Here is a 22,022-nt window from a genome sequence, read left to right as displayed (position 1 = left end):
TGCGCCTTCCCCCACCTTTTTGGGTAAACTAACCCTAAGCAATACTTTACCCAAATCCCATCGAAAAGAGGTGATGCCCCATGACAACTCAAAAAGTACCCAATAGATTAGCTAAGGAGAAGTCGCCGTATTTGCTGCAACACGCACATAACCCGGTGAACTGGTTCCCTTGGTCGGACGAGGCTTTTGAAGTCGCTAAGCGCGACAATAAGCCGATCTTCCTATCTGTTGGGTATTCGTAGTTGTGGCTTTAATCAACCTGTCATTGGTGTCACGTAATGGAAAGAGAATCCTTCGAGGATCAGGAAGTCGCTAAGCTCCTTAACGATCACTATGTCGCCATTAAGGTGGACCGCGAGGAGCGGCCGGATATTGATGCGCTGTATATGTCGGTGTGTCAGGCGCTGACGGGGAGCGGGGGGTGGCCGTTAACGGTGCTGCTGACGCCGGAGAAGAAGCCGTTTTATGCGGGGACGTATTTTCCGAAGCGGCAGATGTTCGGGCGGATTGGGCTGATGGATGTACTGGAGCAGATTCACCGTAAATGGGAGCAGGACGGCGAAGCGCTGGACCAGCTCGGGGACGAACTGCTGGCGGATCTTCAATCGCTGGACCGTAAGAATTCCGGACGTGCCGGAGAAGGCGGGGCAGGAGTTCCCGGAGAAGAGCTGCTGCACGAAGCGTATGAGCTATACCGCCGCCAGTTCGATGAAGAATACGGCGGGTTCGGCAATGCGCCGAAGTTTCCTTCGCCGCATAATCTGTCTTTTCTGCTGGCGTACAGCCAGATGTATAACCAGCCGGAAGCGCTACGTATGGTAGAGAAGACGCTGGAGTCGATGTACCGGGGCGGCATGTACGACCATGTGGGCTACGGGTTCTCGCGTTATTCCACGGACCGGGAGTGGCTGGTGCCGCATTTTGAGAAAATGCTCTACGACAATGCGCTGCTGGCTATTGCTTATTTAGAGGCGTACCAGATCACGGGGGAACTGCTCTATGCGGAGATTGCGGAGCAAATCTTCACGTATGTGCAACGGGATATGACTTCGCCGGAAGGGGCTTTCTACTCTGCGGAGGATGCCGATTCCGAAGGGGTGGAAGGGAAGTTCTACGTCTTCTCCCGTGAGGAGATCGAGGAGGCGCTTGGCCTGGAGGATATGCACTCCTATTGCCATGTGTACGGAATTACACCTGAGGGGAATTTTGAAGGTGCCAATATCCCGAATCTGCTGCAAGGATTGCCGGACGACATGGCGGAACGGATGGGTATGAACCCGCTGGGACTGCGGACCCGGATGGAGGAATGGCGCGAGAAGCTGTTCGCCTACCGGGAGCAGCGCATTCATCCGTCGAAGGATGATAAGGTGCTTACGGCCTGGAACGGGCTGATGATTGCAGCGCTGGCAAAGGGAGCCAAAGCGCTGCAAAAGCCGGAGTACGCTGGAGCCGCAGCCGCGGCGGCGGACTTTATCTGGCATAAGCTGCGCCGCCGTGAGGACGGCAGGCTGCTGGCCCGCTACCGGGATGGCGATGCCGCGATTCCTGCTTATCTGGACGACTACACGTTCCTGCTCTGGGGACTGACCGAGCTGTACGAAGCTACAGGCCAAGCCGTTCATTTGGAGCGGGCGTTGACGCTTAAGGATGGACTGCTGGAGCTGTTCGCCGATCGGGAAGGCGGCGGGTTCTTTTTCACCGGTCATGACGGGGAAGAGCTGCCGATCCGTTCCAAGGAGCTGTATGACGGTGCGCTTCCTTCGGGGAACTCGGTGGCAGCGAAGCTGCTGTGGAAGCTGTCGGTGATGACTCAGGATGTGGAGCTGAAGACGGCCGCTGAGCGTACAGCAGCGGTAATGGCTACAGCAGCATCGGAGTACCCTCCGGGATATGCGATGTATTTGCAGGCCCATCTGGCGATGGCTTCAGGCGGCCGGGAATGGGTGCTGTCCGGGAAGCGGGACGATTCCGCGCTGCATGGTATGCTGGCCCAGGTGCAGCAGGCGTATCTGCCGGACGCTGCGCTGATTGTCCACTGGGAAGGAGATGCAGAAGGGATTCTCCGTCTGCTTCCCCACCTCGCGGACAAACCGGCGATTAACGGTGGAGCTACAGCTTATGTCTGCCGGAACTTTGCCTGCCGTGCACCGGTCACGAGCATGGAGGCGGTCAGGGAGCTTTTAGCCTCCAGTTCGCGTGAGGCTTAGAAAGGAACATCAAAAAGCAGCCTGTCACCAGGGCTGCTTTTTGCTTTTACCAATCGGGCCGGCTTCATTCATCTTCACCGGAATATCCAGTCTTGCAAAGGATCTCTAATTTTGAGTTTGACATATCGGGAATTATCGATATAATGATGGTTATGAACCCTATCGAAGTATTTAAGGCTTTGTCGAATGAATCCCGTTATCAGATCCTGCAGTGGCTCAAAGAACCGAACCTCCATTTTACACCCCATGAAGGGATTGATATGACTGAAGTTGGGGTATGTGTAAGCCAGATTACGAACAAGCTGAACATGACGCAGTCGACGGCTTCCCAGTATCTTGCGATGCTGCAGCGGGCCGGGCTGATTACAACGAAACGGATTGGCAAATTTACGTATTACCAAAGAGACGAGGAAGCGATTCGTCAATTGGCTGCTTTTATGAAGGATGAGGTATAGCCCATAAACTGAATTCTTGTTCGGAGGATTCAGTTTCTTTTTCGCCACAACAATTCGATAATTCGCGATTTGTTTATTTTTTACTCTAACACATTAACAATTCGCGATATATCTTTATATAAAAGTAAAATAAGGGGTTGAACGATTCATGCCGGTAAGCTGGAAAGTTTATATTTTGGCTATTATTAGTTTTTTGGTGGGGACGTCTGAGTATATTGTGTCCGGAATTTTAGATCGCATCTCCTTTTCATTCGGCGTTTCACTGGCTTCTGCCGGGCAATTAATCACGATCTTCTCGCTCGTATATGCCATCTGTACACCCATTCTTATGGCACTGACGGCAAGCATGGACAGACGCAGCTTAATTTTATATGGCCTGGGCCTGTTTGTTGCTGCCAACCTTCTATCCTTTGTTCTGCCCGGGTATGGGTTATTCGTGGCCGCACGAATTATTATGGCGCTTGGAGCGGGAATAGTCGTTGTTACGGCACTGAATATTGCAGCCAAAATCGCCCGGGAAGGCCGGCAGGCGAGCTCTATCGCAACGGTGGTCATGGGATTCACAGCTTCTTTGATTATTGGCGTTCCACTGGGAAGAATGACGGCGGATGCCGTCGGATGGAAGTTTATTTTCATCGGAATTGCGTTGCTGGGGCTGATTGCCATGCTGATAATTTACCTTACGATTCCACGTATCAAGGGAGATGAGCCTATTCCGTTGCCGCAGCAGCTTGCTTTGCTGAAGGAACCGAAAGTGGCATTGGGGTTAGCTATTTCGTTCTTCTGGCTCGGAGGATATTCTATCGCGTACACCTATTTATCTCCTTACCTGATTTCGATTTCGGGAATTAACGACAGCTACATCAGCGGTGCGCTGTTGATCTTCGGTATCGCCAGCATGGTTGGTTCGAAAATTGGCGGCTTCAGTGCGGATCGCTGGGGAGTGTATCCTACGTTATTTGGCGGAATGCTGCTGCATATAGTGATGCTTATCCTCCTATCTCTTGTCACCCATACCGTTGCCGGTGTACTGGCAGTACTGCTGCTCTGGTCTTTTGCTGCCTGGTCAACCGGACCGACCCAACAGTACCATATCACTACCTTGAAACCGGAAGCGTCGGGGGTGATGCTCGGCCTGAACCAGTCGGTGATGCAGCTGGCTATGGCCGCTGGAGCTGGGATTGGAGGACTTGCGGTTCAACAGATTGCGCTGTCTTCGGTTACGTGGATCGGTGCGGCTGGTGTGTTTTTGGCGATTAGTGTAACGCTGATTTTATATCGTCTTGGAGCCGTAAGAAAAACTGCGCTCGAACACAAGCTGTAATGCGCTGAGAAATTAATATGTGAGCACGGGTTCCGGCGCCGCTTGCCTTACGTTTTTTGACAGGTGATGAAGTTGAAATATATTATTAATTCATACGTTCGTAAGTGAAATGAGTATACAGGAAGAGGAGAGAGATCCCATGAAAATCATTTACCACGGCCATTCCTGCATTCAGATTGAGGTGAGCGGCAAGTCGCTAATTATTGATCCGTTTCTTAGAGGCAATCCCGCTGCGGTCACCAAACCGGAGGATGTCAAGACAGATATGGTGCTGCTGACGCATGCCCATGTGGATCATATTCTGGATGCTGCCCCAATTGCGCTGCAGAATAATGTGCCAGTTGTGGCGAACGTGGAGTTGGCAGGCTACATGGAGGGACAAGGCGTCCAGACCATTGGGATGAACATCGGGGGGACGGTTGATTTTGGTTTTGCCAAGGCGACGATGATTCATGCTTTTCATAGCTCCGGCATTACGCTGGAAGACGGGCAGAAAGCGATTTATGGCGGCATGCCTGCGGGATTCATTATTCAGGCGGAAGGACGCACTGTTGTGCATACCGGAGACACGGGGCTGTTCGGAGATTTGAAAATGTTCGGTGAGCTGTACGACATCGACCTGGCGATTCTGCCTATCGGGGGGCATTACACCATGGGACCGGAGCATGCGCTGATTGCCGCCAAATGGCTGGGAGCCAAGCAGGTGCTTCCGATTCACTACAACACCTTCCCGCCTATTGTGCAGGATGCCGATGCTTTTGTGCGGGCGCTTGGGGAAGAAGGAATCAGAGGCACGGTGCTGGAATATGGGGAAGCACTGGAGTTGTAGACGATAGTCGGTTGAGCTGTTACGGCACAAGTGAATGATTATGGAAAAAGAACATCACTTCGGTGGTGTTCTTTTTTTTGGGGTTGTATTGGCTGAGTGCAGAGTGAAACGGACAGAGTGGAACTAGAATAGAAAGTGGACACCCGTTAACGGACGGAGCGATTCCTAAAGCTTCAGCGGGGTGGGTTCGCGGCTGTTATCGGCAGCAATGGATCGGGCAAGTCGACCCTCTGCAGGAAAATAGTGAATCAACCTTCATTATATGAAACATTTTGGCAAATATTGAGTCTAATGGTTTGAGATTAATGTTCCTAAGGAGGTTAAGTATTGGCTCAAGTTAAGAAAAGGATGAGACAACAGATCATGTTAACTTTTGCCGCGGGTATCCTCATTTGTTTTTTCCCGTTTAATGCAGCAAGCGCGGAAACAGTGAAGCCAGGAAAGGAAGCTGAGCGTGTCGTACTGGACCCTGGCTTTGGTTATCAAAGCATTTTTGAACCACTCGCGAACCAGTTGTACAAGGATAGTCCGGTTACTGCCTACTTGCCTACCCGCCTGCCTGGCTCTAACTGGCACTATTACGGGTTGAAGAGCAAGCTGACGACGAATGGTTATGAGGTGTCCGCTTATAAGACGAATCAGCTCCCCGGCAAGGACAGTAGTTTGCCATCGGCAGCAGTTCAGGAACCAGACCCCAAAATGGTTTTAATGAAGATGAAAGCAGAGGCCTATAGAGCAGCAGATAACAAGGGAACTCTCTTATACCAAAAGGATAACTGGATGTTCTATACGGATCAGGCTGCAATTGGCAATCAGGCGGAGAAGGAGCGGCTTATTCAAATATTCAGGGAGGCTGCTAAATATAGTGCACCGATATCCGGTGCTGCTGGGGTCGTCAAAGTTACGGGAGCCGGAGATAACAGATCTTATTCCGCATATTGGACTTTTGATGGAAAGGTTGGCTACTCCTTTGAGAGCAGAGCGCCGATCTCCGATTTTATTTCGGTGCTGTACAGTTTTCGTCCGGTGATCAATCTGCTCAACGTTGCGGACATTGTGCTGCTGCCTATCGAGAGCCAGTATGACCTGCAAGTTGGACGCAAAGAAGCGTTTGAGCCAATTACCAACAATTTTATTACGCTAAGCAGCAAGCCTGTCGTCATTGGAGGTTCCGTGTATTTGCCAGTCGCCGATGTGGTTAAAATCATCCAGGGGCAGATGCAGTATGTTCCACAGGAGAATGCCGTTTATCTCTCTGAGAGCGGATATTATAATCAGCTGAAGCTCAATCTGAAAACAGGAGAAGTCAATAAAAAGAAGGCATTAATAGCTAAAGTCCCGGTGTATGTGGCGGACAGCAGAGTACTGGTCCCGTTAAAATTTTTTACGGAGCAGTTCGGAATGCAGATGAAATATGATCCATTCTCTAAAACGGTCTCAATCCTTCACAGCAGCTGGTTCACAAATAGCCGGATTCCGAAACATGCGGTCACAGCCGATTATCCTTTCACGGTGTTCAGTACCGGAGGTCCGTCGTTCCTTTATGAAAACAGCCGGATTGGTGCCGGAGGAGATTGGTCGTTTGTGCACAATCAACCGCCACAAGGCTACAACGGGCTGAAGTATAATGTTTATCAAGTCAGCATTCCAGTGCTTCCAGGTGCGAATGAACTCGTATACCGTGACGCAACATCTGGGCGTATTATCAATAGCATTCCGCTTACAGCGGACCTGCAGCCTAAGGATATTCCATTCCGTTACAGCAGCTATCCTGCTTACGATTCAATGAAGATGGATCTCAAGCTGGCTGCGGGTGACGGTACAGCATGGCCTTCCGGCTATGTGGAAACAACCTCATTTGCAGATATTACTGGAATCATTAAGTCAGAAGGCTTCAATTATTCCTCTCTTCGGTTGACCTATCGTCAAGCGAATGGAGTGGAGAGTAAGCCGATATCCTTCAATGTTGCTGAGGATGGCAGTTTCTCCTATCGCTTTAAACCGGAGCAGGGCCAAGGCACCTATATCGTCTCTTTGTATAACCCTCCTGGCAGCCTGACAAAAGGCGATCTTGCCGCAATTGTGACATTCGTAGTTGTCGTAAAATAGGCTTGGCTCAGATCCAGCCCCATCAATCAGAAAGGGATGATCCGCAGCACTACACGGTTCATCCCTTTTTATATCACGGATCATTATTTATTCTCCGGTTTCTTCGGCACCACCCGTGCCGGCCGGGTTACCCAGTTGCTGCGGTTCATCGGCTTGACCGTATCAATGCGCGGAATGAAGCTCTCCTCAGGAGCCTGCTCAGGCTGTGCCTGGTTTTCTGTTTCTTCAGCCGCTATATTCTTCTTCGACAGCCCCCGCCCGTTATGCTTGCCTTTGTTCCATACTCTTCCCTTGCTCATAATTACACTCCATTTCTGTAGGCTTATGCTTCCACCTTATCACATCACGAAACGTTAAGAAAGATCAGGTAGCATAAAACGGGCTGTTTGACAAGTTATAAAATGTACTATTGATCGCTCATCAGGGTAACTATAATAAAATAGAATTGAAAGGAGAGCACTCTGATGCCCATCAAAATTATTACCGATAGCGGTTCGGATATACCCCTGGAATATGCAGAAAAATATAACGTGGACATCGTTCATTTGCCGGTTCATTTTGGGCATGAGCTGATGCCGGAAGATACGGATACCCCGGCTTTTTATGCCAAAATGCGCGAATCCAAGGAGCTGCCCAAAACAGCCAGCCCCAGTCCGCAGGTATTCCTGAACAAATTCAAACAAGTGGAACCGGGCACCGATATTATGGTCGTCTGTATGTCCGCCAATATAAGCAGCACTTATCAGACTGCGGTGATTGCCAAGGAAATGTATGAAGAAGAAGGCCATCCGAATGCGATTGAGATTATAGATTCGAAGAACTTTTCCGGGGGCCTGTCCCTTATTGTCGCTTTAACAGCCAAATGGTCGCTGACCTGCTCCAGTCTGGCGGAGCTCAAGCAGATGGTGCTGGATAAGATCGAAGAAGTGAACGCATACTTTACGCTGGATACCCTGGAGAATGTGATCAAGGGCGGGCGGCTGAACCGGCTGTCCGGCGCAGTGGCTTCCGTGCTGAACATCAAGCTGCTGCTGAAGATCAGCGACGAAGGGACCGTTGAAGTGGTAGAAAAAACACGCGGACTTCCCAAAGCGTTGAGTCACCTGCTGGCGAAGCTGGAAAGCAAACAGCATGATTACGAAAAAGCGGTGATTGCCATTGTGCACAGCAATTGCGAGAAGCTGGCGCTGGAAATCAAGGAGCGGATTCTGGAAAAGCATCCCTTCAAAGAGATCCTATTTTCCAGTATGGGACCTGTGATGGGGACCTATGCGGGCGAAGGCGGAATCGGCGTAGCTTTTTAACATACGTCCTCAACGCTGTCAGGAAGGCCGTACCCGGAAACCCCGCCCGGTGTGCGGTTTTTTTGCATCACAAAACTTTATCTATTCTTTAGATTTGGTTTAGACTGGATTAAGAATGGCAGGCTATAGTTACAATTAACGCGCCTTGCGGGAGAAGATAGAGGGGGATTCATAATGTATACCATTCTGATTGCCGACGATGAACTGGAGATTGTTGAGCTTCTGCAGCTGTATCTGGAGAAGGAGTACAACATTTTGCAAGCGCAGAACGGGAACGAAGCCTTGAAGCTGATGCAGAGCCACACCGTGGACCTGGCAATTCTTGATATTATGATGCCGGGTATGGACGGGCTGCAGCTGCTCAAGCGAATCCGTGAAAATGATCATTTTCCAGTGCTGTTTCTATCAGCCAAAAGCCAATACCATGATAAAATCCTGGGCCTTGAGCTGGGAGCGGATGATTATATCTCCAAGCCGTTCAATCCGCTGGAAATCGTTGCCCGTGTAGGTTCCATGCTGCGGCGGGTTCATGAGTTCGATGCTCCGGCAGTCCAAGAGAAGAAGAAGGAACAGATTGTGCTCGGACGGTTGCTGCTTGACCGGAGCAGCTGTCAGGTTGAAGTGGCCGGAGAACCGGTTGCACTGACTTCTACGGAATACAAAATCCTGGAGCTTCTGATGGAGCAGCCGGGCCGGGTGTTCACCCGCAAAAAAATTTATGAAGCCGTCTGGGAAGACTTCTACGTCTATGAAGACAACAGTATTATGGTGCATATCAGCAATATCCGCGATAAGATCGAGCGTGATTCCAAGAAGCCGGAATACCTGAAGACGATCAGGGGATTGGGGTACAAAATTGAAGCACCCGTGGAAAAGTAGAGACAACCGCCCGCTGCAGACATCACTCACACTGGATTTTTTGCTGTTCAACTGCATGCTGTTGCTGCTCGTGCTTGGGGTCTATCTTTTTATCCAGAAGGATATCACCCATATGATTCTTGACAAACGGCTGACAGACCCGAATCTTCCGGTCGAAGCCAGTCAATATCTCGAAGAGATGGGCGAAGGCCCGCAAAGCACCCAGCTGCTGCACAGCGGAGGCTGGCTGGAGCTGCTTGATTCCAATAAGCAAGTGATTCAGGTTATTGGAGACAAGGAGGACCAGATCCAATCCTACGATGAAGACCTTTTATTTCTGGGGCTGGAGAACCGCACGGATCAGCCTTATTATTATTCGATTGCCAAAATAGACGGAGGCGGGCAGGCGGCCTGGCTGCTGCTCAAAATTCCCCGCGATGTGATCAAAGTGTCCATTGATAATGAACTGCTGGTTTCGTATTTGAACCATTCCGTGTTTTTCTACGTATTTTTGGTCAGCGGGCTCATACTGATGCTGATTTTTGTATATAGCTATTGGGTCACCAGACGTATCAAAAAGCCGCTGCGGGTTCTGAATCTCGGGCTGAAGCAGATGATGGAGGGACATTACAGCACGCGGATTGCCCTATATGCGGAGACGGAATTTCTGCGGATCGGGGAAAGCTTTAATTACATGGCGGATGTGATTGAGAAGACTACCGAAGAGAAGCGGCGGGCCGAGAAAAGCAAGCAGCGGCTGATGGTAGACCTGTCCCATGATCTGAAAACACCGATTACGAGTATCCAGGGCTATGCCCAGGCCTTAATGGAGGGCCGGGGGACCGACCCTGAACGGCAGACGAAATACTTGAATTATATTTACAGCAAATCCGTGCAGGTGACGAAGCTGATCCAGCATATGCTGGAGCTGCTGAAGCTGGACTCGCCGGATTTCATTCTCCGCACGGAACGGCTTGAGCTGGGGGATCATCTGCGGGAGATTGTTGCCGACACCTACGGCGAAATCGAGCAAAAGGACTTCCAGCTTCAGCTTCAGGTTCCGGAAGAGGAAATGTATGCCCATTATGATCCGGAGCTGTTCGCAAGTGTTGTCAACAATCTGATCTCTAATGCGCTGGCTTACAATCCCAATGGCACACACCTGCGGGTAAGCGTCTTTCCGGAGGACACAGAGATTCGTATTGAGATTGCCGACAATGGGGTGGGCATTCCGAAGGAGCTCTGGTCGACGATCTTCGACCCGTTCGTCCGGGGAGATGAAGCCCGCAGTACAGCAAGCGGCGGAACCGGGCTGGGATTATCCATTGCGAAGAAAAACGCCGAGAAAATGGGCGGTTCACTGGAGCTTGCGAGCAGGGAGGGAGAACCGACGGTATTTACTATCCGGGTTCCGAAATAGTACGGACGGATGAATTCAGAAACGGGAGAGGGTCATGGCCAAATTAAATTTGTTTATCCGCATTTGTATTGCGGTTCTGCTGGTGCTGGGCATTATCTACTTAGGCACTCAGGTGAAGTTTATTTTTACACCGATTTTGTCTTTATTCCGTGTGGTCATTGTGCCGCTGATGCTGGCGGTGTTCTTCTTTTATCTCCTGCGGCCGCTGATCAACTGGCTGGAGTCACGCAAGCTGAACCGGACGGCAGCCATCCTGCTGGTCTATTTGAGCATCGCAGTTCTGCTCCTGGCTTTCAGTGTGGGGGTCTGGCCTTCATTAAAAAGCCAGCTGGTGAATCTTGGCAACAATATGCCGAATGTGTTCAATGCGTTGGGTGAACAGCTCACGAAGCTGGAGGACAGCAAGCTGCTGTCTTCACTGATTCCGGCGGATATGAATCCGGCAGGACAACTGATGAACTACTTAAATAAAGGGTTTTCGCTATTGTCGAACTCTATGTCTGAGCTGTTCTCTTTTGTATCCAATTTCGCTGTAGTACTCTTTACCTTCCCGATTCTGTTGTTCTACATGCTTAAGGAAGGCGGAAAGTTCGGCGTAAAAGTGGTGAGCTTCTTCCCAAAACGCTTCCATAAGGAAGGAGAGGGAGTCGTTGCCGACATTGATGAGGCGATGAGTAATTTCATCGTTGGCAGAGTACTGGTGAATCTGGCGCTCGGTGTATTGATGTATCTTGGTTTTCTGCTCATTGGTCTGCCATATGCCCTGCTGTTGACAGTGGTGGCTGTGCTGATGAATTTTATCCCGTTTATCGGAGCCATTCTGTCCACCATACCCATCTTCATTATCGGACTAATGGAGTCGCCTTCGACGGCAGTCTGGTCCATCGTGGTTGTGTTAGTCGCACAGCAGGTTCAGGATAACCTCGTGGCACCCTATATCTTTGGAAAAAGCCTGGATATCCATCCGCTGACTACGATCATTCTGGTGCTGGCCGGAGGAGACTTTGGTGGTATTATTGGGATATTACTGATTATTCCGGTCTATATGATGCTCAAAATCATTACGGTCAAGCTGCATCAGCTGTATATGCGCCAGCGCTGGCCGGAGGAGCCGCAGCTGTCTGCGGATTCAGGGGATTAAAACGGGGTTATGCCTAACCATACTTAAGGAGGAATAGGAATGGAACAGGATTCTCACAAAGGTCTGGTGAATATTTCCGACCGGGTGATATCGGCTATTATTGGCTATGCGGTGATGGATACTCCGGGAATCGCTGGAATGTCCGGCAGCACGGTTACCGGAAATCTGGCCAAACGCCTGGGCGGCAAATTCAGCAAAAAAGGATTGTCAGTGGAAGTTACGGAAGAGGATGTTGCCATACATCTGCAAGTCATAGTCAACTACGGATACGCGATTCAAGAGGTATGCAGAAGCGTGCAGCAGAACGTCCGCAGTGCAGTGGAGAATATGCTCGGCCTGACGCTTGGCGTAGTGAACATCCGGGTCGAAAAGCTGGTTCTTCCGTAAATCTGCTTCCCGGAATTAGGCACCCTGCCCTGGGCATCCGCATAGAATGGAGCAAATCCAATTACGGAGGTCATCTAGCGATGTCATTCTATCAGTCAGGACAGCCTGCGACGGTAATCTATCAGGCCGATCCCGCCGTTGTCCAGCATCTGCACGGAGTCCGCGAGTCGCTCCACCACTCTTGCAGGCCATATTTAAACCACAAAGTAAGCGTTCAGACGATTGACGGTCAGGTGCATGAAGGAACCATTGCCGGAATGGACAACAAGCATATGTATCTTATGGTTGAAGGCACCACAGATATGGTTCGGGGTTACTACAATCCCTATTACAAGCCTTATCTAGGCCCAGGCTATCCTTATCCGTATCCTTATCCATACCCGGGCAATGCGATCCTGCCTCTGGTATTGTTCGAGCTGCTGGCCATTTCCCTGATCTGATCATGTGCTTATAGTAGTGGCCGGTGCTGTAACCGCAATAGACCGTCTCCAGTCAGGCTGACCGCTTGGCGGAAACGGTTTTTCTTTTCCCGGGCAAGGGGAAGAATGATAGACTATGAAGAAAGATTATTAAGTTACAGGAGGCTTAAGATGATTACATACCCGGTTATTAAAAAAGGGGCGGCCATAGGCGTGACCGCCGCCTCCGCAGGGGTTGGACCCCAATCTGCGGAGCTGTTCGGACAAGCCTGCACCCGTATGGAGGAAAAAGGTTATCGCGTTCTTTGCGGAGATACCGTCTTCCGGCATGACAAGGCGAAATCAGCCCCCGGGCTGGTGCGCGGCAAGGAATTTAATCAGATGATGACTAGCGATGAGGTTGATCTGATCATTCCGCCCTGGGGCGGAGAGCTGCTGATCGAGATGCTGGAGCATATCGATTTCAGCCAGGTGAAGAGCAAGTGGATCATGGGCTTTTCCGATATCAGCCTGCTGCTGCTGGTGATCACCCTCCGGACGGGCATTGCGACAGCACATGGGCCCAGTTTGGGGGACTTGCGCGCGGAGGCTGCAGATGAGACTACGGCGATGTGGGAGACGGTTTTATCCACAGCAAGCGGAGAATCCGTCACCCAACGCTCCTCACTGCACTATCATCAGGAGCTGGAGGGAGCGGAGCCTTCACCGTCACTTTTTCATTTACATACCCCAACAGACTGGAAGACGGTATCCGGCAATGCGGCCACGCTTAATGGCCGGCTGCTCGGCGGCTGCATCGATGTGATCCGGCATATTATCGGTACACCCTACGGCGATGTGCGGCATTTTCAAGAAAACTTCATTCATCGGGAACCCGTCCTGTGGTATTTGGAGAATTGCGAACTGAACACAGCAGACTTACGTCGGTCACTGGTGCAGATGAAGCTGGCGGGCTGGTTCGAGAACTGCTCCGGTGTTATGTTCGGCAGAAGCGGCTCCAATACGCCCATGGAAAATTATACGGCGGAGGATGTATACAGAGAGCTGTCCGAAGAACTCCAAGTGCCGGTTGTTTATGATTTGGACTTCGGCCATGTTCCTCCGCAAATGACATTGATCAATGGAGCATACGCTGAAGTGCATGTGGCCGGCGGCGCAGGAACAATCACACAGTATTTTAATGAATAGGAGACATCAATCGGGATATTTTTAAGTGGAAAAGGGATGACCCGCGGCGGGGTCATCCCTTTGAGTTAGAGGAACAATTCTTCCGGTGCGGCTGGATAGTAAAGCAGGTGGCGTGTGATATCGCCCGGATGCTGTACGAAGAGCGGCCCCCAGGCAGGGTTTGTATCGTGCATGATTTTGAGCAAAGATTGCATCCGGTTGAAAATGATGTCCAGATCGCTATGAGCGGACAATCCAGCTGTCACCGCTGCTGCCACTACATGTGCTGCATAGTATCCCGACCGGTATTCCTCTTTGAGCGAGCCGGTAGTCTGCAGCAGAATACGCAGGGAAGAGGCGATATTCTCATCATTGTTGCTCCAGTTCTGGATTTCATTCAGGCTGTGATTCTCCAGACTGTGCAGCTTTTCGGTCATGATGGTTGTGGCGACAATTTGCGCAGAACGCTTCGCGGCTGCGGCGTCCACAGCGATGCCGTCAATTTCAATACCGGTCAAATCCTTGTCGGTTTCCGCCTCGATCATTTTGCTCCAGGCTTCTGCCTGATCAAACTTCAGCAGTGCGGTGGCATAGGCGCTCAGGTAACCGCGCAGAATATCCGCCGCATGCGGATCACGGGACGGTCCGGCATTGCGCAGCTTTGCCTGACCGGAGAAGGCGGCGTTCATGCCGCGGAAGTAACCGACAAGGCCAATAGCTGCGGCTGGTCCAAGATTCAGTACACCGAGCACATCGGCGGCAGTCTCATCGATGCGTGAGGCCCAATACTCCGGCAGACCGCTGCCAATGTTAGCTTCAGTCAGCCGGATATTGACCATTCTGGACAGCTCCTCCATCAGGCCGAGATCGGCATGAAGGATATCATGGCCGCAGACTTCATGCGGAATGCTTGACCAGGCTAATAGTCCGCTGAACGCATTAGCGGGAGGGAGGTTTACGAGTGCAGCGCCGGCATTGAAAGCAACTGTGGCATCTGAAGGCCAGGTATAAGGGCCGCTGTCCGGCTCTCCCCATTTTACAAGGGCGGGAATTACGCTGAGATCCGGCAGCTTAATGCCGACACGATCCTCTGCGCTGAGAAAGCCGTCATAAAGGTCGCTGACAATTTCCTGGAAAGCATCGGTTGCCAGCGCATTGTAGCCTTCGCCATTCTGTAGAATACAATGGGCAATATCCAGCATAAGCCGGGCAATGCCGTTTCTTTGCGGGTCCCGGGCGACCAGATCGGAGAATCCTTGCTGTCCCAACTCGTCAAGCGCCAGAATAAAGGGAATGGCTACAGTCTGCTGATACATTCTCGGAAGCTTGTCCTTGGCCGCGTATAGCCGGCCTCTTAATTGATTGTAGTCCGTAGGGTCCAGTGGCCCTTGAAGATTTAGAAGCACTGCTCTTTTTACATTTTCGATACAGGCTGTCATATTCGAGATATCGGGGTTCATAACCGTTGTAATCCGGTTTCTTTCGAGTAATCCTTGCATGGACAATCTCCTCCTTAAATTTGGACTGATTCGGCTTGGTGCGGCACAGCAATCAATAACCGCTTCACATGTCCATTGCCATGAGTAAACTTCAGTTCATAAAGATCAGGGTTGGTGATGTGGCGTCCCTGCTCCAGTGTGAAGCTTGGATCATACCGGTTCATAAGAAGCGTCATCGTCAACCGGTGTGTAACAAGCAGCACGGTCTGAGAATCGCTTTCAAGTAATTCTTCCGCCAGCCTTGTCACTCGGCTAAGCACTTCTTCGTCAGTCTCTTCTTCGTCAAAGCCTAGGACTCCCTTCTCCTTCAGACGGCAGTCTGCCTGTTCAAGCTTAATAGACAGCCTTTTCTCAATGATCTCGGCAGTTTGCCAGGCTCTCCTATAAGGACTGGACAGAAACCTGTCAATGTGGACATTCTCCATCCCGGCTAACCAGTCGGCCAATTGTTCGGCTTGACCTAGCCCAACCGGACTTAAAGGCGCATCCGTTTGATTCCCTGTGGCCAGCCCGTGGCGGGCGATCAGAAATGTCATGCTGCGGCTCATTGGCGACACACACCTTTCAAAAGTTGCTGCTCAAGGTAACGGTTTGGAAAACCTAGTTTAGAATGCGCTTAATATCACCCGTGTATCCGATCCTAAATTTGGCCTGATTGGATGAACCGGAGACAGGCGGCATGATCGAACCAGTATAGGGAAATCTACCCTATTTCTCAGAATGAGGGTAAACCATAGACAATACAAAAAAACTGTCCGCTGCGATAGCCGGACAGTTTCTTGTGCAGAACTATTTACGTATTCACAACCGCTGTAATCTCCTCGTCCAGTTCCAGCCGCACATCCTCACGGTAAGCACGGATGCCATACTCACTGTGCAAATAGCGGAGGACTGCTTCGATCATATTGGACTCGACCAGATACTGGCTCCGGCCCTGGACCCACACCTCTGCAGTATAGCCTGTGTCTTCCTCCCAGCTAAGCTCCACCTGGACCTCCTGCACCCGGACGCCCTTGCGTTCGGCCATATGCAGGCAGATAGCGTTAATGATCTCGTCCATGCTTAGAACAGTCAATGCCATATTAGTATCGACCATCCCGTTCCTGAAGTCTGCGCCGTTCCTTTCTGCGGCGGAAGAAGGACATAATCAGCATTACGACCAGGTAGATGGCCAGCATATTGACGGCGAAGCCAAGCAGGTTCCCGAAGGCGCCCATCCCGGCGAACATGCTGCCGAAGAGGAAGCCGGCAATCCCGCCGATCATCAGGCCTTTCATTAAGCTGCCGCCGCTGAAAAATCCACGGTTTGCTTTGGAGGCGGTGCCGGCTTTTGTTCCTGTGCTGCTATCGCTTTGTTTCACGTTATTTGTGGTTGATTTCTTCGGCGTAGTGGTGTACCCGCGGGTTCCGGACTTAAAGCCGCCCCCTCCACGTCTAGCATCCGCAAAGTCAGGAGCGGTGACTGCGAAGAACAGGGTAAAGGCCATGAGAATCATCATTACACGTTTCATTGGTTTCATTGAGTACAAGTACCCTCCTATAAGTTTTGTTAGCATCTGCTTCCAGAAACGGTATCGTATAAACTTGCTTCGGGAGCATGCGCTTGGTTTTGTGTATCTGCCCGGTAATACGCAGCACACGACAGAAAGTTTCAAATTGAAATATCACAATTGTTGGTTTACAGGAAGTGGATGAGGATGAGGATGAGGGCAAAAAAAAGACGCGGACCTAAAGATCCGCGCCACAGCAGTTTTTCAGAGAGTTGCCTAGTTCTCCGCATACCCGTCAGACACCAGCTCAAGCGCTCCGGTGGCCGGATCGATGATCATGCCGTGAATAGGTACGTTTGGGGGGAGTAAAGGATGGCGCTTAATCAGCTCCACAGTCTGAATTACCCCTTCTTCCACATTGTCAAACCCGCGCAGCCACTTGGTCAGTTTAATGCCCGAATTCTCCAAAGTGGAGAGGACCTCATCGGAAACCCCGCGTTCTTTAATGGAATTGATCATTCTGTCAGCGTTCAGCGAGGCCATCCCGCATTCATAGTGCCCGACGACAATGACCTCATCCGCATCCAGCTCATACAGGGCTACCATCACACTGCGCATTACGCTTCCAAAAGGCTGGGAAATGACCGCACCGGCATTTTTGATGATTTTGACGTCCCCGTTCTTGAAATTCATAGCCTTGGGCAAAAGCTCCACGAGCCGTGTGTCCATGCAGGTGATGATCAGCATCTTTTTGTCGGGAAAGCGGCTGGTCAGATAAGCTTCGTATTCTTTTTGTTCGACGAATTTTTTGTTAAACTCCATAATATCTGTGACTTGACTCATGACCTGCAGCCTCCTAAAAGTTTTGATAGCATAGATACCCGGATTCACTTCGCAAAACTTGCTTCAAAAGCACACGCTTAGTTTCGGGAGCATCCTGCCCCGTACTTGCTAACTCTTAATATACTCCCTTAAGACACATTTCGCACATCCAGTCGCGAAAAAAGATGTTTACATGCTGCGTCTAGACACGCTACACAGCGTTCCGGCAGCCTGCTGGGACACAGTGGCGCCCCAATATTTCAAATTGAAGATATATTCTTCTGAAGTTGATTATACTGATTTAAAAAAGTATCATCAAGAGGAGCTGGTAAAAATAGAGAAAGCGGGTGTTGGGCCATGGAACAACTGGTCAAGGAAGAGTGGGAGAAATTCAGCGGGCTATTATCCAAACTTAGCGGATTCACAGAGGCGATAGGCCTGCTGCATTGGGATTTGCGGACAGGGGCGCCGCGCAAAGGTGTAGAGACCCGTTCCAATACTATCGGGCTCATCAGCGGGGAAATCTTCAGACTGCAGACTTCAACTGAAATGGGCGAGTTCACACAATTTTTCAGCCGCCCGGAGGTCATGAATCAGTTAAGCGACGTCCAGAATAAAATCGTCAAGGATTGCCGCAAGGAGTATGAGCGCAGCCAGAGCATACCTGCCAAAAGCTACGAGGAGTATTCCGTACTCACCGCCCATGCGCAGACCATTTGGGAGGAAGCCAAGGAAAGCGGTGATTTTAATTCCTTTGAGCCTTATTTGAGCAAAATCGTAGCCTTTACACAGGAGTTCATCGACCATTGGGGGGTAAAAGACTCCCGTTATGACACCCTGCTTGACATGTACGAGCCTGATCTGACGGTAGAGAAGCTGGACGACATATTCGGCCGTCTGCGCAGCCGCCTCGTTCCGCTTGTGGAGGCTATTTCGGCTTCGCCGAACAAGCCCGATACGGAGTTTCTTGCCCAGGTCTTTCCGAAGGAGCAGCAGGAGAAGTTCGGTTTGTTCCTTCTTAAGCAAATGGGTTTTGACTTTGAAGCCGGACGCCTGGACGAGAGTGTCCATCCGTTCGCTACGGGACTCAATCCGGGGGATGTCCGCATCACAACCAACTACTTGCAGGACAATGTCACAAGCGCAGTATTCAGCTCGCTGCACGAAGGCGGGCATGCACTCTATGAACAGAACATCAGTAAGGAGCTTGTCGGTACACCGCTGGCTCAGGGCGCTTCTATGGGCATCCATGAATCCCAGTCCAGACTATGGGAAAATATGATTGGCCGCAGCCGCGCCTTCTGGCACCGCTACTATGGCGATCTGCAGCAGCATTTTCCTGAGCAGCTTGCCGGTGTGGATGTGGAGGACTTCTACCGTGCGATCAACAGTGTGGCGAATTCCTTTATCCGCATTGAAGCCGACGAGCTGACCTATAATCTGCATATCATCATCCGTTATGAGATAGAGAAGCTGATTTTTAATGAAGGACTGGAGGTTAAAGATCTGCCTGGGGTATGGAATGCCAAGTATCAGGAGTATCTTGGGATTACACCTCCAAGCAATGCGCTGGGTGTGCTGCAGGATGTTCACTGGTCCGGCGGGGATTTCGGTTATTTCGCCTCTTATTCGCTGGGGAATATGTATGCCGCACAAATTTTGAATACGCTGCGCCAAGAGCTGCCGGAATTCGAGAATCTGATTGCTGCCGGGAATCTGCTGCCGGTCAAGGAATGGCTCACGGAGAAAATCTACCGTTATGGTCAAAGCCTGACCCCATCGCAAATTATTGAGCAGGTGACAGGTGAGCCGCTGAATCCTGATTATCTGGCCGATTATCTGGAAGCCAAATATACAGAGCTTTATCAACTGTAGCCGGCTAAGGAGTCCTACCCTCAGCAGGGTGGAAGGTATTCGCCAAAGGGAATATAATAGAAGGAAAGCGTACAATGGAAGGATTAGTGGGATGGCTAATACACACACATACAGCCGCAAGGAAGAGGTTGCAAATGCGGTAACACATGGGATTGGAGTAGTCTTAAGCATAGCTGCGCTGGTGTTGCTGGTTGTCTTCGCTGCACGGAACGGTACAGCCTGGCATGTGGTCAGTTTCTCCATTTACGGCGCCACTATGCTGCTGCTGTATATTAATTCAACAATGGTGCATAGTCTTAGGGAAGGAAAAGCAAAGGATTTCTTTGAATTTCTGGACCATTCCTCCATCTACTTGTTCATAGCCGGTACTTACACCCCGTTTATGCTGGTGGCAATCCGGGGGACTCTCGGCTGGACCCTGTTCGGTATTGCCTGGGGCGTCGCGGTGTTCGGGGTGTTCTTCAAAGCCTTTTTCGTCAAGAGGTTCCTGTTTATGTCCACCATTTTTTACATCGCTATGGGCTGGATGATTGTCATTGCCTGGAACCCGCTGTCAGCGGTGATGGCGGATGGGGGCATGACGCTGCTGCTGGCTGGCGGTCTGCTGTATACATTGGGAACGGTTTTTTATGTGTGGCGGGGATTTCCTTATCATCATGCGATCTGGCATTTGTTTGTGCTCGGAGGGACGGTTGTTCACTTTTTTGTAGTCCTTCTTTACGTGCTGCCTATTCACTGAAATAGCATACAAACAGGGAAAAGTGGCGGAAGAGAAGTTAGTTCAATCTATAGAGTCTCAAGGGAATTGGACGATAAAACCGCTGCTGTTTGACAAAGAAAAAGATGACAAGCAAAAAGGCTTGACATCTTTCTTTGTTTTAGGTATCATAAGGGACGTTGTGAAGCTGTAAAGTGTTTTTCCTTGACGAAGGGAGTGCCCTTAATGAGTCAGGAGAATAGGCTCGAGAAAACCAACCGGATTAACTTGTTATTTGCCTTTTATGAACGGCTGCTTACGGATAAGCAGCAAACGTTTCTTAAATATTATTTTCACGATGACTTCTCCCTGGGAGAAATCGCCGCTGAATTTGAGATCAGCCGCCAGGCCGTGTATGAGCACATCAAGCGTGCCGAGCAGGTGCTGGAGAATTATGAAGAGAAGCTGGGTTTGCTCAAGAAGCATGAGAGCCGCAGCAAATACTTAGAAGAACTGCGCAGACTGCCGGAGAATGGGATGCTGCCTGAGCAATATACACTGCGGTTCACGGAGCTCGTGGATCATTTGCAGAGGTTAGAGTAGCATGAAGGGAGGAAGCTGCTTATGGCGTTTGAAGGTTTAACCGGAAGATTGCAGAATGTGTTCAGCAAACTGCGCGGCAAAGGTAAAGTATCCGAAGATGACGTGAACGAAGCCATGCGTGAAGTGCGGCTGGCGCTTCTGGAAGCCGATGTTAACTTCAAGGTAGTCAAGGACTTCGTGTCCAAGGTGAAGGAGAAGTCCATTGGCAAGGAAGTAATGGACAGCTTTACACCCGGCATGGTGATCATTGATATCGTTAACAAGGAACTGACCGAGCTGATGGGCGGAAGCCAGGCGAAGCTGGCCAAGTCGAACAAGCCGCCGACTGTTATTATGATGGCTGGTCTGCAAGGGGCAGGGAAGACCACCACTTCAGGCAAGCTGGCTAAGCTGCTGCAGAAGGGCAACCACCGCCCGCTGCTCGTAGCGGGAGATATTTACCGCCCGGCTGCGATTAAGCAGCTGCAGATACTGGGAGAACAAATCAAGGTTCCTGTATTTACGCTGGGTGATCAGACCAGTCCGGTGGAAATCGCCAGACAAGCTGTTCAGCATGCGAAGGACAATAACCTGGACTATGTAATTATCGATACCGCAGGCCGTCTGCATATTGATGAAGAGCTGATGGAAGAGCTGAAGCAGATCCACACTGTTACTAATCCCGACGAAGTGCTGTTGGTCGTTGATGCAATGACCGGTCAGGATGCCGTCAACGTTGCGGACAGCTTCAACAAGCAGCTGGAGCTTACCGGCGTTGTGCTGACGAAGCTTGATGGCGATACCCGCGGCGGTGCTGCATTGTCTGTCAAAGCCGTCACCGGCTGTCCAATCAAATTCGCTGCACTAGGCGAGAAGATTGATGCGCTGGAGCCGTTCCATCCGGAGCGTATGGCCTCGCGGATTCTCGGAATGGGCGATATGCTGTCGCTGATCGAGAAGGCCCAGGCCAATATCGATACCGAAAAAGCGAAGGAAATGGAACGTAAGATGCGCAATGCGGAATTTACGTTCGATGATTTCCTTGAGCAGATGGATCAGGTCAAGAAGCTTGGCCCGATCGACCAGATTCTCGACATGCTGCCTGGCATGAACAAAGCCAAGGGCATGAAGGATCTCAAGGTCGATGATAAGCAGATGGGCCGTGTCGAAGCCATTGTTCATTCCATGACCAAGGCCGAGAAAGCCCAGCCGGAGATTATCAACCACAACCGCCGTAAGCGCATCGCCGCCGGCAGCGGTACCAACGTAGCGGAGGTCAACCGCCTCATCAAACAGTTCGATGAAATGCGGAAGATGATGAAGCAGTTCTCCGGCATGATGGGCGGCGGAGGCAAGGGCGGCAAGAAAAACGCCATGAAGCAGCTCAAGGGTCTTGGCGGCAAAGGCATGAAGTTCCCTTTCCGCTGATCTTAGTCT

The 22,022-nt window shown here is 50.8% G+C and carries 21 protein-coding genes and 2 pseudogenes; 17 read left to right on the top strand and 6 right to left on the bottom strand.

Annotated features, from left to right (window positions below; translation table 11 throughout):
- Positions 1 to 80: 80 nt before the first annotated feature.
- The 6 genes and pseudogenes from BLQ82_RS12790 (at position 81) to BLQ82_RS12765 (ending at position 6,924) form a co-directional block, all read left to right on the top strand.
- Positions 81 to 2,207: pseudogene (locus BLQ82_RS12790) on the top strand (thioredoxin domain-containing protein).
- Between the two features lie 152 nt (positions 2,208 to 2,359).
- On the top strand, positions 2,360 to 2,662 hold the full coding sequence (locus BLQ82_RS12785) for an ArsR/SmtB family transcription factor (protein WP_025705455.1): 303 nt from the start codon (positions 2,360 to 2,362) through the stop codon (positions 2,660 to 2,662).
- A 148-nt stretch (positions 2,663 to 2,810) separates the two neighbouring features.
- Positions 2,811 to 3,986, top strand: coding sequence for an MFS transporter (locus BLQ82_RS12780; protein ID WP_074648200.1), 1,176 nt, complete (start codon positions 2,811 to 2,813; stop codon positions 3,984 to 3,986).
- 139 nt (positions 3,987 to 4,125) lie between these two features.
- Positions 4,126 to 4,815 carry a metal-dependent hydrolase gene (locus BLQ82_RS12775; RefSeq protein WP_062523156.1) on the top strand — a complete coding sequence of 230 codons (690 nt, stop codon included), beginning with the start codon at positions 4,126 to 4,128 and terminating at the stop codon, positions 4,813 to 4,815.
- A gap of 177 nt (positions 4,816 to 4,992) precedes the next feature.
- Positions 4,993 to 5,115 (top strand): annotated as a pseudogene (locus BLQ82_RS33195) (hypothetical protein); the annotation flags it as partial.
- 27 nt (positions 5,116 to 5,142) lie between these two features.
- On the top strand, positions 5,143 to 6,924 hold the full coding sequence (locus BLQ82_RS12765) for a stalk domain-containing protein (protein ID WP_062523158.1): 1,782 nt from the start codon (positions 5,143 to 5,145) through the stop codon (positions 6,922 to 6,924).
- Between the two features lie 83 nt (positions 6,925 to 7,007).
- Here BLQ82_RS12765 and BLQ82_RS12760 read toward each other — a convergent pair whose 3' ends face one another.
- Complete coding sequence (locus BLQ82_RS12760) at positions 7,008 to 7,223, bottom strand: hypothetical protein (RefSeq protein WP_062523160.1); 216 nt, start codon at positions 7,221 to 7,223, stop codon at positions 7,008 to 7,010.
- Between the two features lie 165 nt (positions 7,224 to 7,388).
- Between BLQ82_RS12760 and BLQ82_RS12755 the strand changes: the two genes are divergently transcribed.
- From BLQ82_RS12755 to BLQ82_RS12725, 7 genes are all read left to right on the top strand, one after another.
- A complete protein-coding gene (locus BLQ82_RS12755; protein WP_062523162.1) occupies positions 7,389 to 8,228 on the top strand; it encodes a DegV family protein in 840 nt (279 codons plus the stop codon).
- Between the two features lie 174 nt (positions 8,229 to 8,402).
- Positions 8,403 to 9,107 (top strand): response regulator transcription factor, encoded by a 705-nt coding sequence (locus BLQ82_RS12750; RefSeq protein ID WP_036704794.1) that lies wholly within the window; start codon positions 8,403 to 8,405, stop codon positions 9,105 to 9,107.
- The gene (locus tag BLQ82_RS12745; RefSeq protein WP_062523164.1) at positions 9,085 to 10,506 is read left to right on the top strand and encodes a sensor histidine kinase; all 1,422 of its coding nucleotides are present in this window, start codon (positions 9,085 to 9,087) and stop codon (positions 10,504 to 10,506) included. The genes BLQ82_RS12750 and BLQ82_RS12745 overlap by 23 nt, the downstream gene beginning before the upstream one ends.
- Positions 10,507 to 10,540: 34 nt before the next feature.
- A complete protein-coding gene (locus tag BLQ82_RS12740) occupies positions 10,541 to 11,647 on the top strand; it encodes an AI-2E family transporter (protein WP_062523167.1) in 1,107 nt (368 codons plus the stop codon).
- A gap of 39 nt (positions 11,648 to 11,686) precedes the next feature.
- A complete protein-coding gene (locus BLQ82_RS12735) occupies positions 11,687 to 12,034 on the top strand; it encodes an Asp23/Gls24 family envelope stress response protein (protein WP_062523169.1) in 348 nt (115 codons plus the stop codon).
- 80 nt (positions 12,035 to 12,114) lie between these two features.
- Positions 12,115 to 12,474 carry a hypothetical protein gene (locus BLQ82_RS12730; RefSeq protein ID WP_062523171.1) on the top strand — a complete coding sequence of 120 codons (360 nt, stop codon included), beginning with the start codon at positions 12,115 to 12,117 and terminating at the stop codon, positions 12,472 to 12,474.
- Between the two features lie 150 nt (positions 12,475 to 12,624).
- Entirely contained in the window at positions 12,625 to 13,641 is a 1,017-nt protein-coding gene (locus BLQ82_RS12725) for a S66 family peptidase (RefSeq protein WP_062523173.1), read from the top strand.
- A 65-nt stretch (positions 13,642 to 13,706) separates the two neighbouring features.
- Here BLQ82_RS12725 and BLQ82_RS12720 read toward each other — a convergent pair whose 3' ends face one another.
- The 5 genes from BLQ82_RS12720 to BLQ82_RS12700 all read right to left on the bottom strand — a co-directional run bounded on the left by BLQ82_RS12720 (position 13,707) and on the right by BLQ82_RS12700 (position 17,452).
- A complete protein-coding gene (locus BLQ82_RS12720) occupies positions 13,707 to 15,119 on the bottom strand; it encodes a DEAD/DEAH box helicase family protein (RefSeq protein WP_062523175.1) in 1,413 nt (470 codons plus the stop codon).
- A 14-nt stretch (positions 15,120 to 15,133) separates the two neighbouring features.
- Positions 15,134 to 15,667 (bottom strand): histidine phosphatase family protein, encoded by a 534-nt coding sequence (locus BLQ82_RS12715; protein ID WP_062523176.1) that lies wholly within the window; start codon positions 15,665 to 15,667, stop codon positions 15,134 to 15,136.
- 245 nt (positions 15,668 to 15,912) lie between these two features.
- A complete protein-coding gene (locus tag BLQ82_RS12710; protein ID WP_062523178.1) occupies positions 15,913 to 16,200 on the bottom strand; it encodes a YxcD family protein in 288 nt (95 codons plus the stop codon).
- A 1-nt stretch (position 16,201) separates the two neighbouring features.
- Positions 16,202 to 16,639, bottom strand: coding sequence for a hypothetical protein (locus tag BLQ82_RS12705; protein WP_208810679.1), 438 nt, complete (start codon positions 16,637 to 16,639; stop codon positions 16,202 to 16,204).
- 246 nt (positions 16,640 to 16,885) lie between these two features.
- Positions 16,886 to 17,452: a beta-class carbonic anhydrase gene (locus tag BLQ82_RS12700; protein WP_062523180.1), complete on the bottom strand. Its 567-nt coding sequence runs from the start codon at positions 17,450 to 17,452 to the stop codon at positions 16,886 to 16,888.
- A gap of 336 nt (positions 17,453 to 17,788) precedes the next feature.
- Between BLQ82_RS12700 and BLQ82_RS12695 the strand changes: the two genes are divergently transcribed.
- From BLQ82_RS12695 to ffh, 4 genes are all read left to right on the top strand, one after another.
- Positions 17,789 to 19,306, top strand: coding sequence for a carboxypeptidase M32 (locus tag BLQ82_RS12695; protein WP_062523182.1), 1,518 nt, complete (start codon positions 17,789 to 17,791; stop codon positions 19,304 to 19,306).
- Between the two features lie 91 nt (positions 19,307 to 19,397).
- Entirely contained in the window at positions 19,398 to 20,045 is a 648-nt protein-coding gene (gene trhA / locus BLQ82_RS12690) for a PAQR family membrane homeostasis protein TrhA (protein ID WP_062523184.1), read from the top strand.
- A gap of 204 nt (positions 20,046 to 20,249) precedes the next feature.
- Positions 20,250 to 20,606, top strand: coding sequence for a putative DNA-binding protein (locus tag BLQ82_RS12685; RefSeq protein WP_062523186.1), 357 nt, complete (start codon positions 20,250 to 20,252; stop codon positions 20,604 to 20,606).
- Positions 20,607 to 20,627: 21 nt separating this feature from the next.
- Complete coding sequence (gene ffh, locus BLQ82_RS12680) at positions 20,628 to 22,013, top strand: signal recognition particle protein (RefSeq protein WP_062523188.1); 1,386 nt, start codon at positions 20,628 to 20,630, stop codon at positions 22,011 to 22,013.
- Positions 22,014 to 22,022: the final 9 nt, after the last annotated feature.

This window comes from Paenibacillus jilunlii (genome assembly GCF_900102965.1).
Taxonomy (GTDB): domain Bacteria; phylum Bacillota; class Bacilli; order Paenibacillales; family Paenibacillaceae; genus Paenibacillus_AQ; species Paenibacillus_AQ jilunlii.
This window is presented reverse-complemented; position numbering and strand designations above follow the sequence as displayed.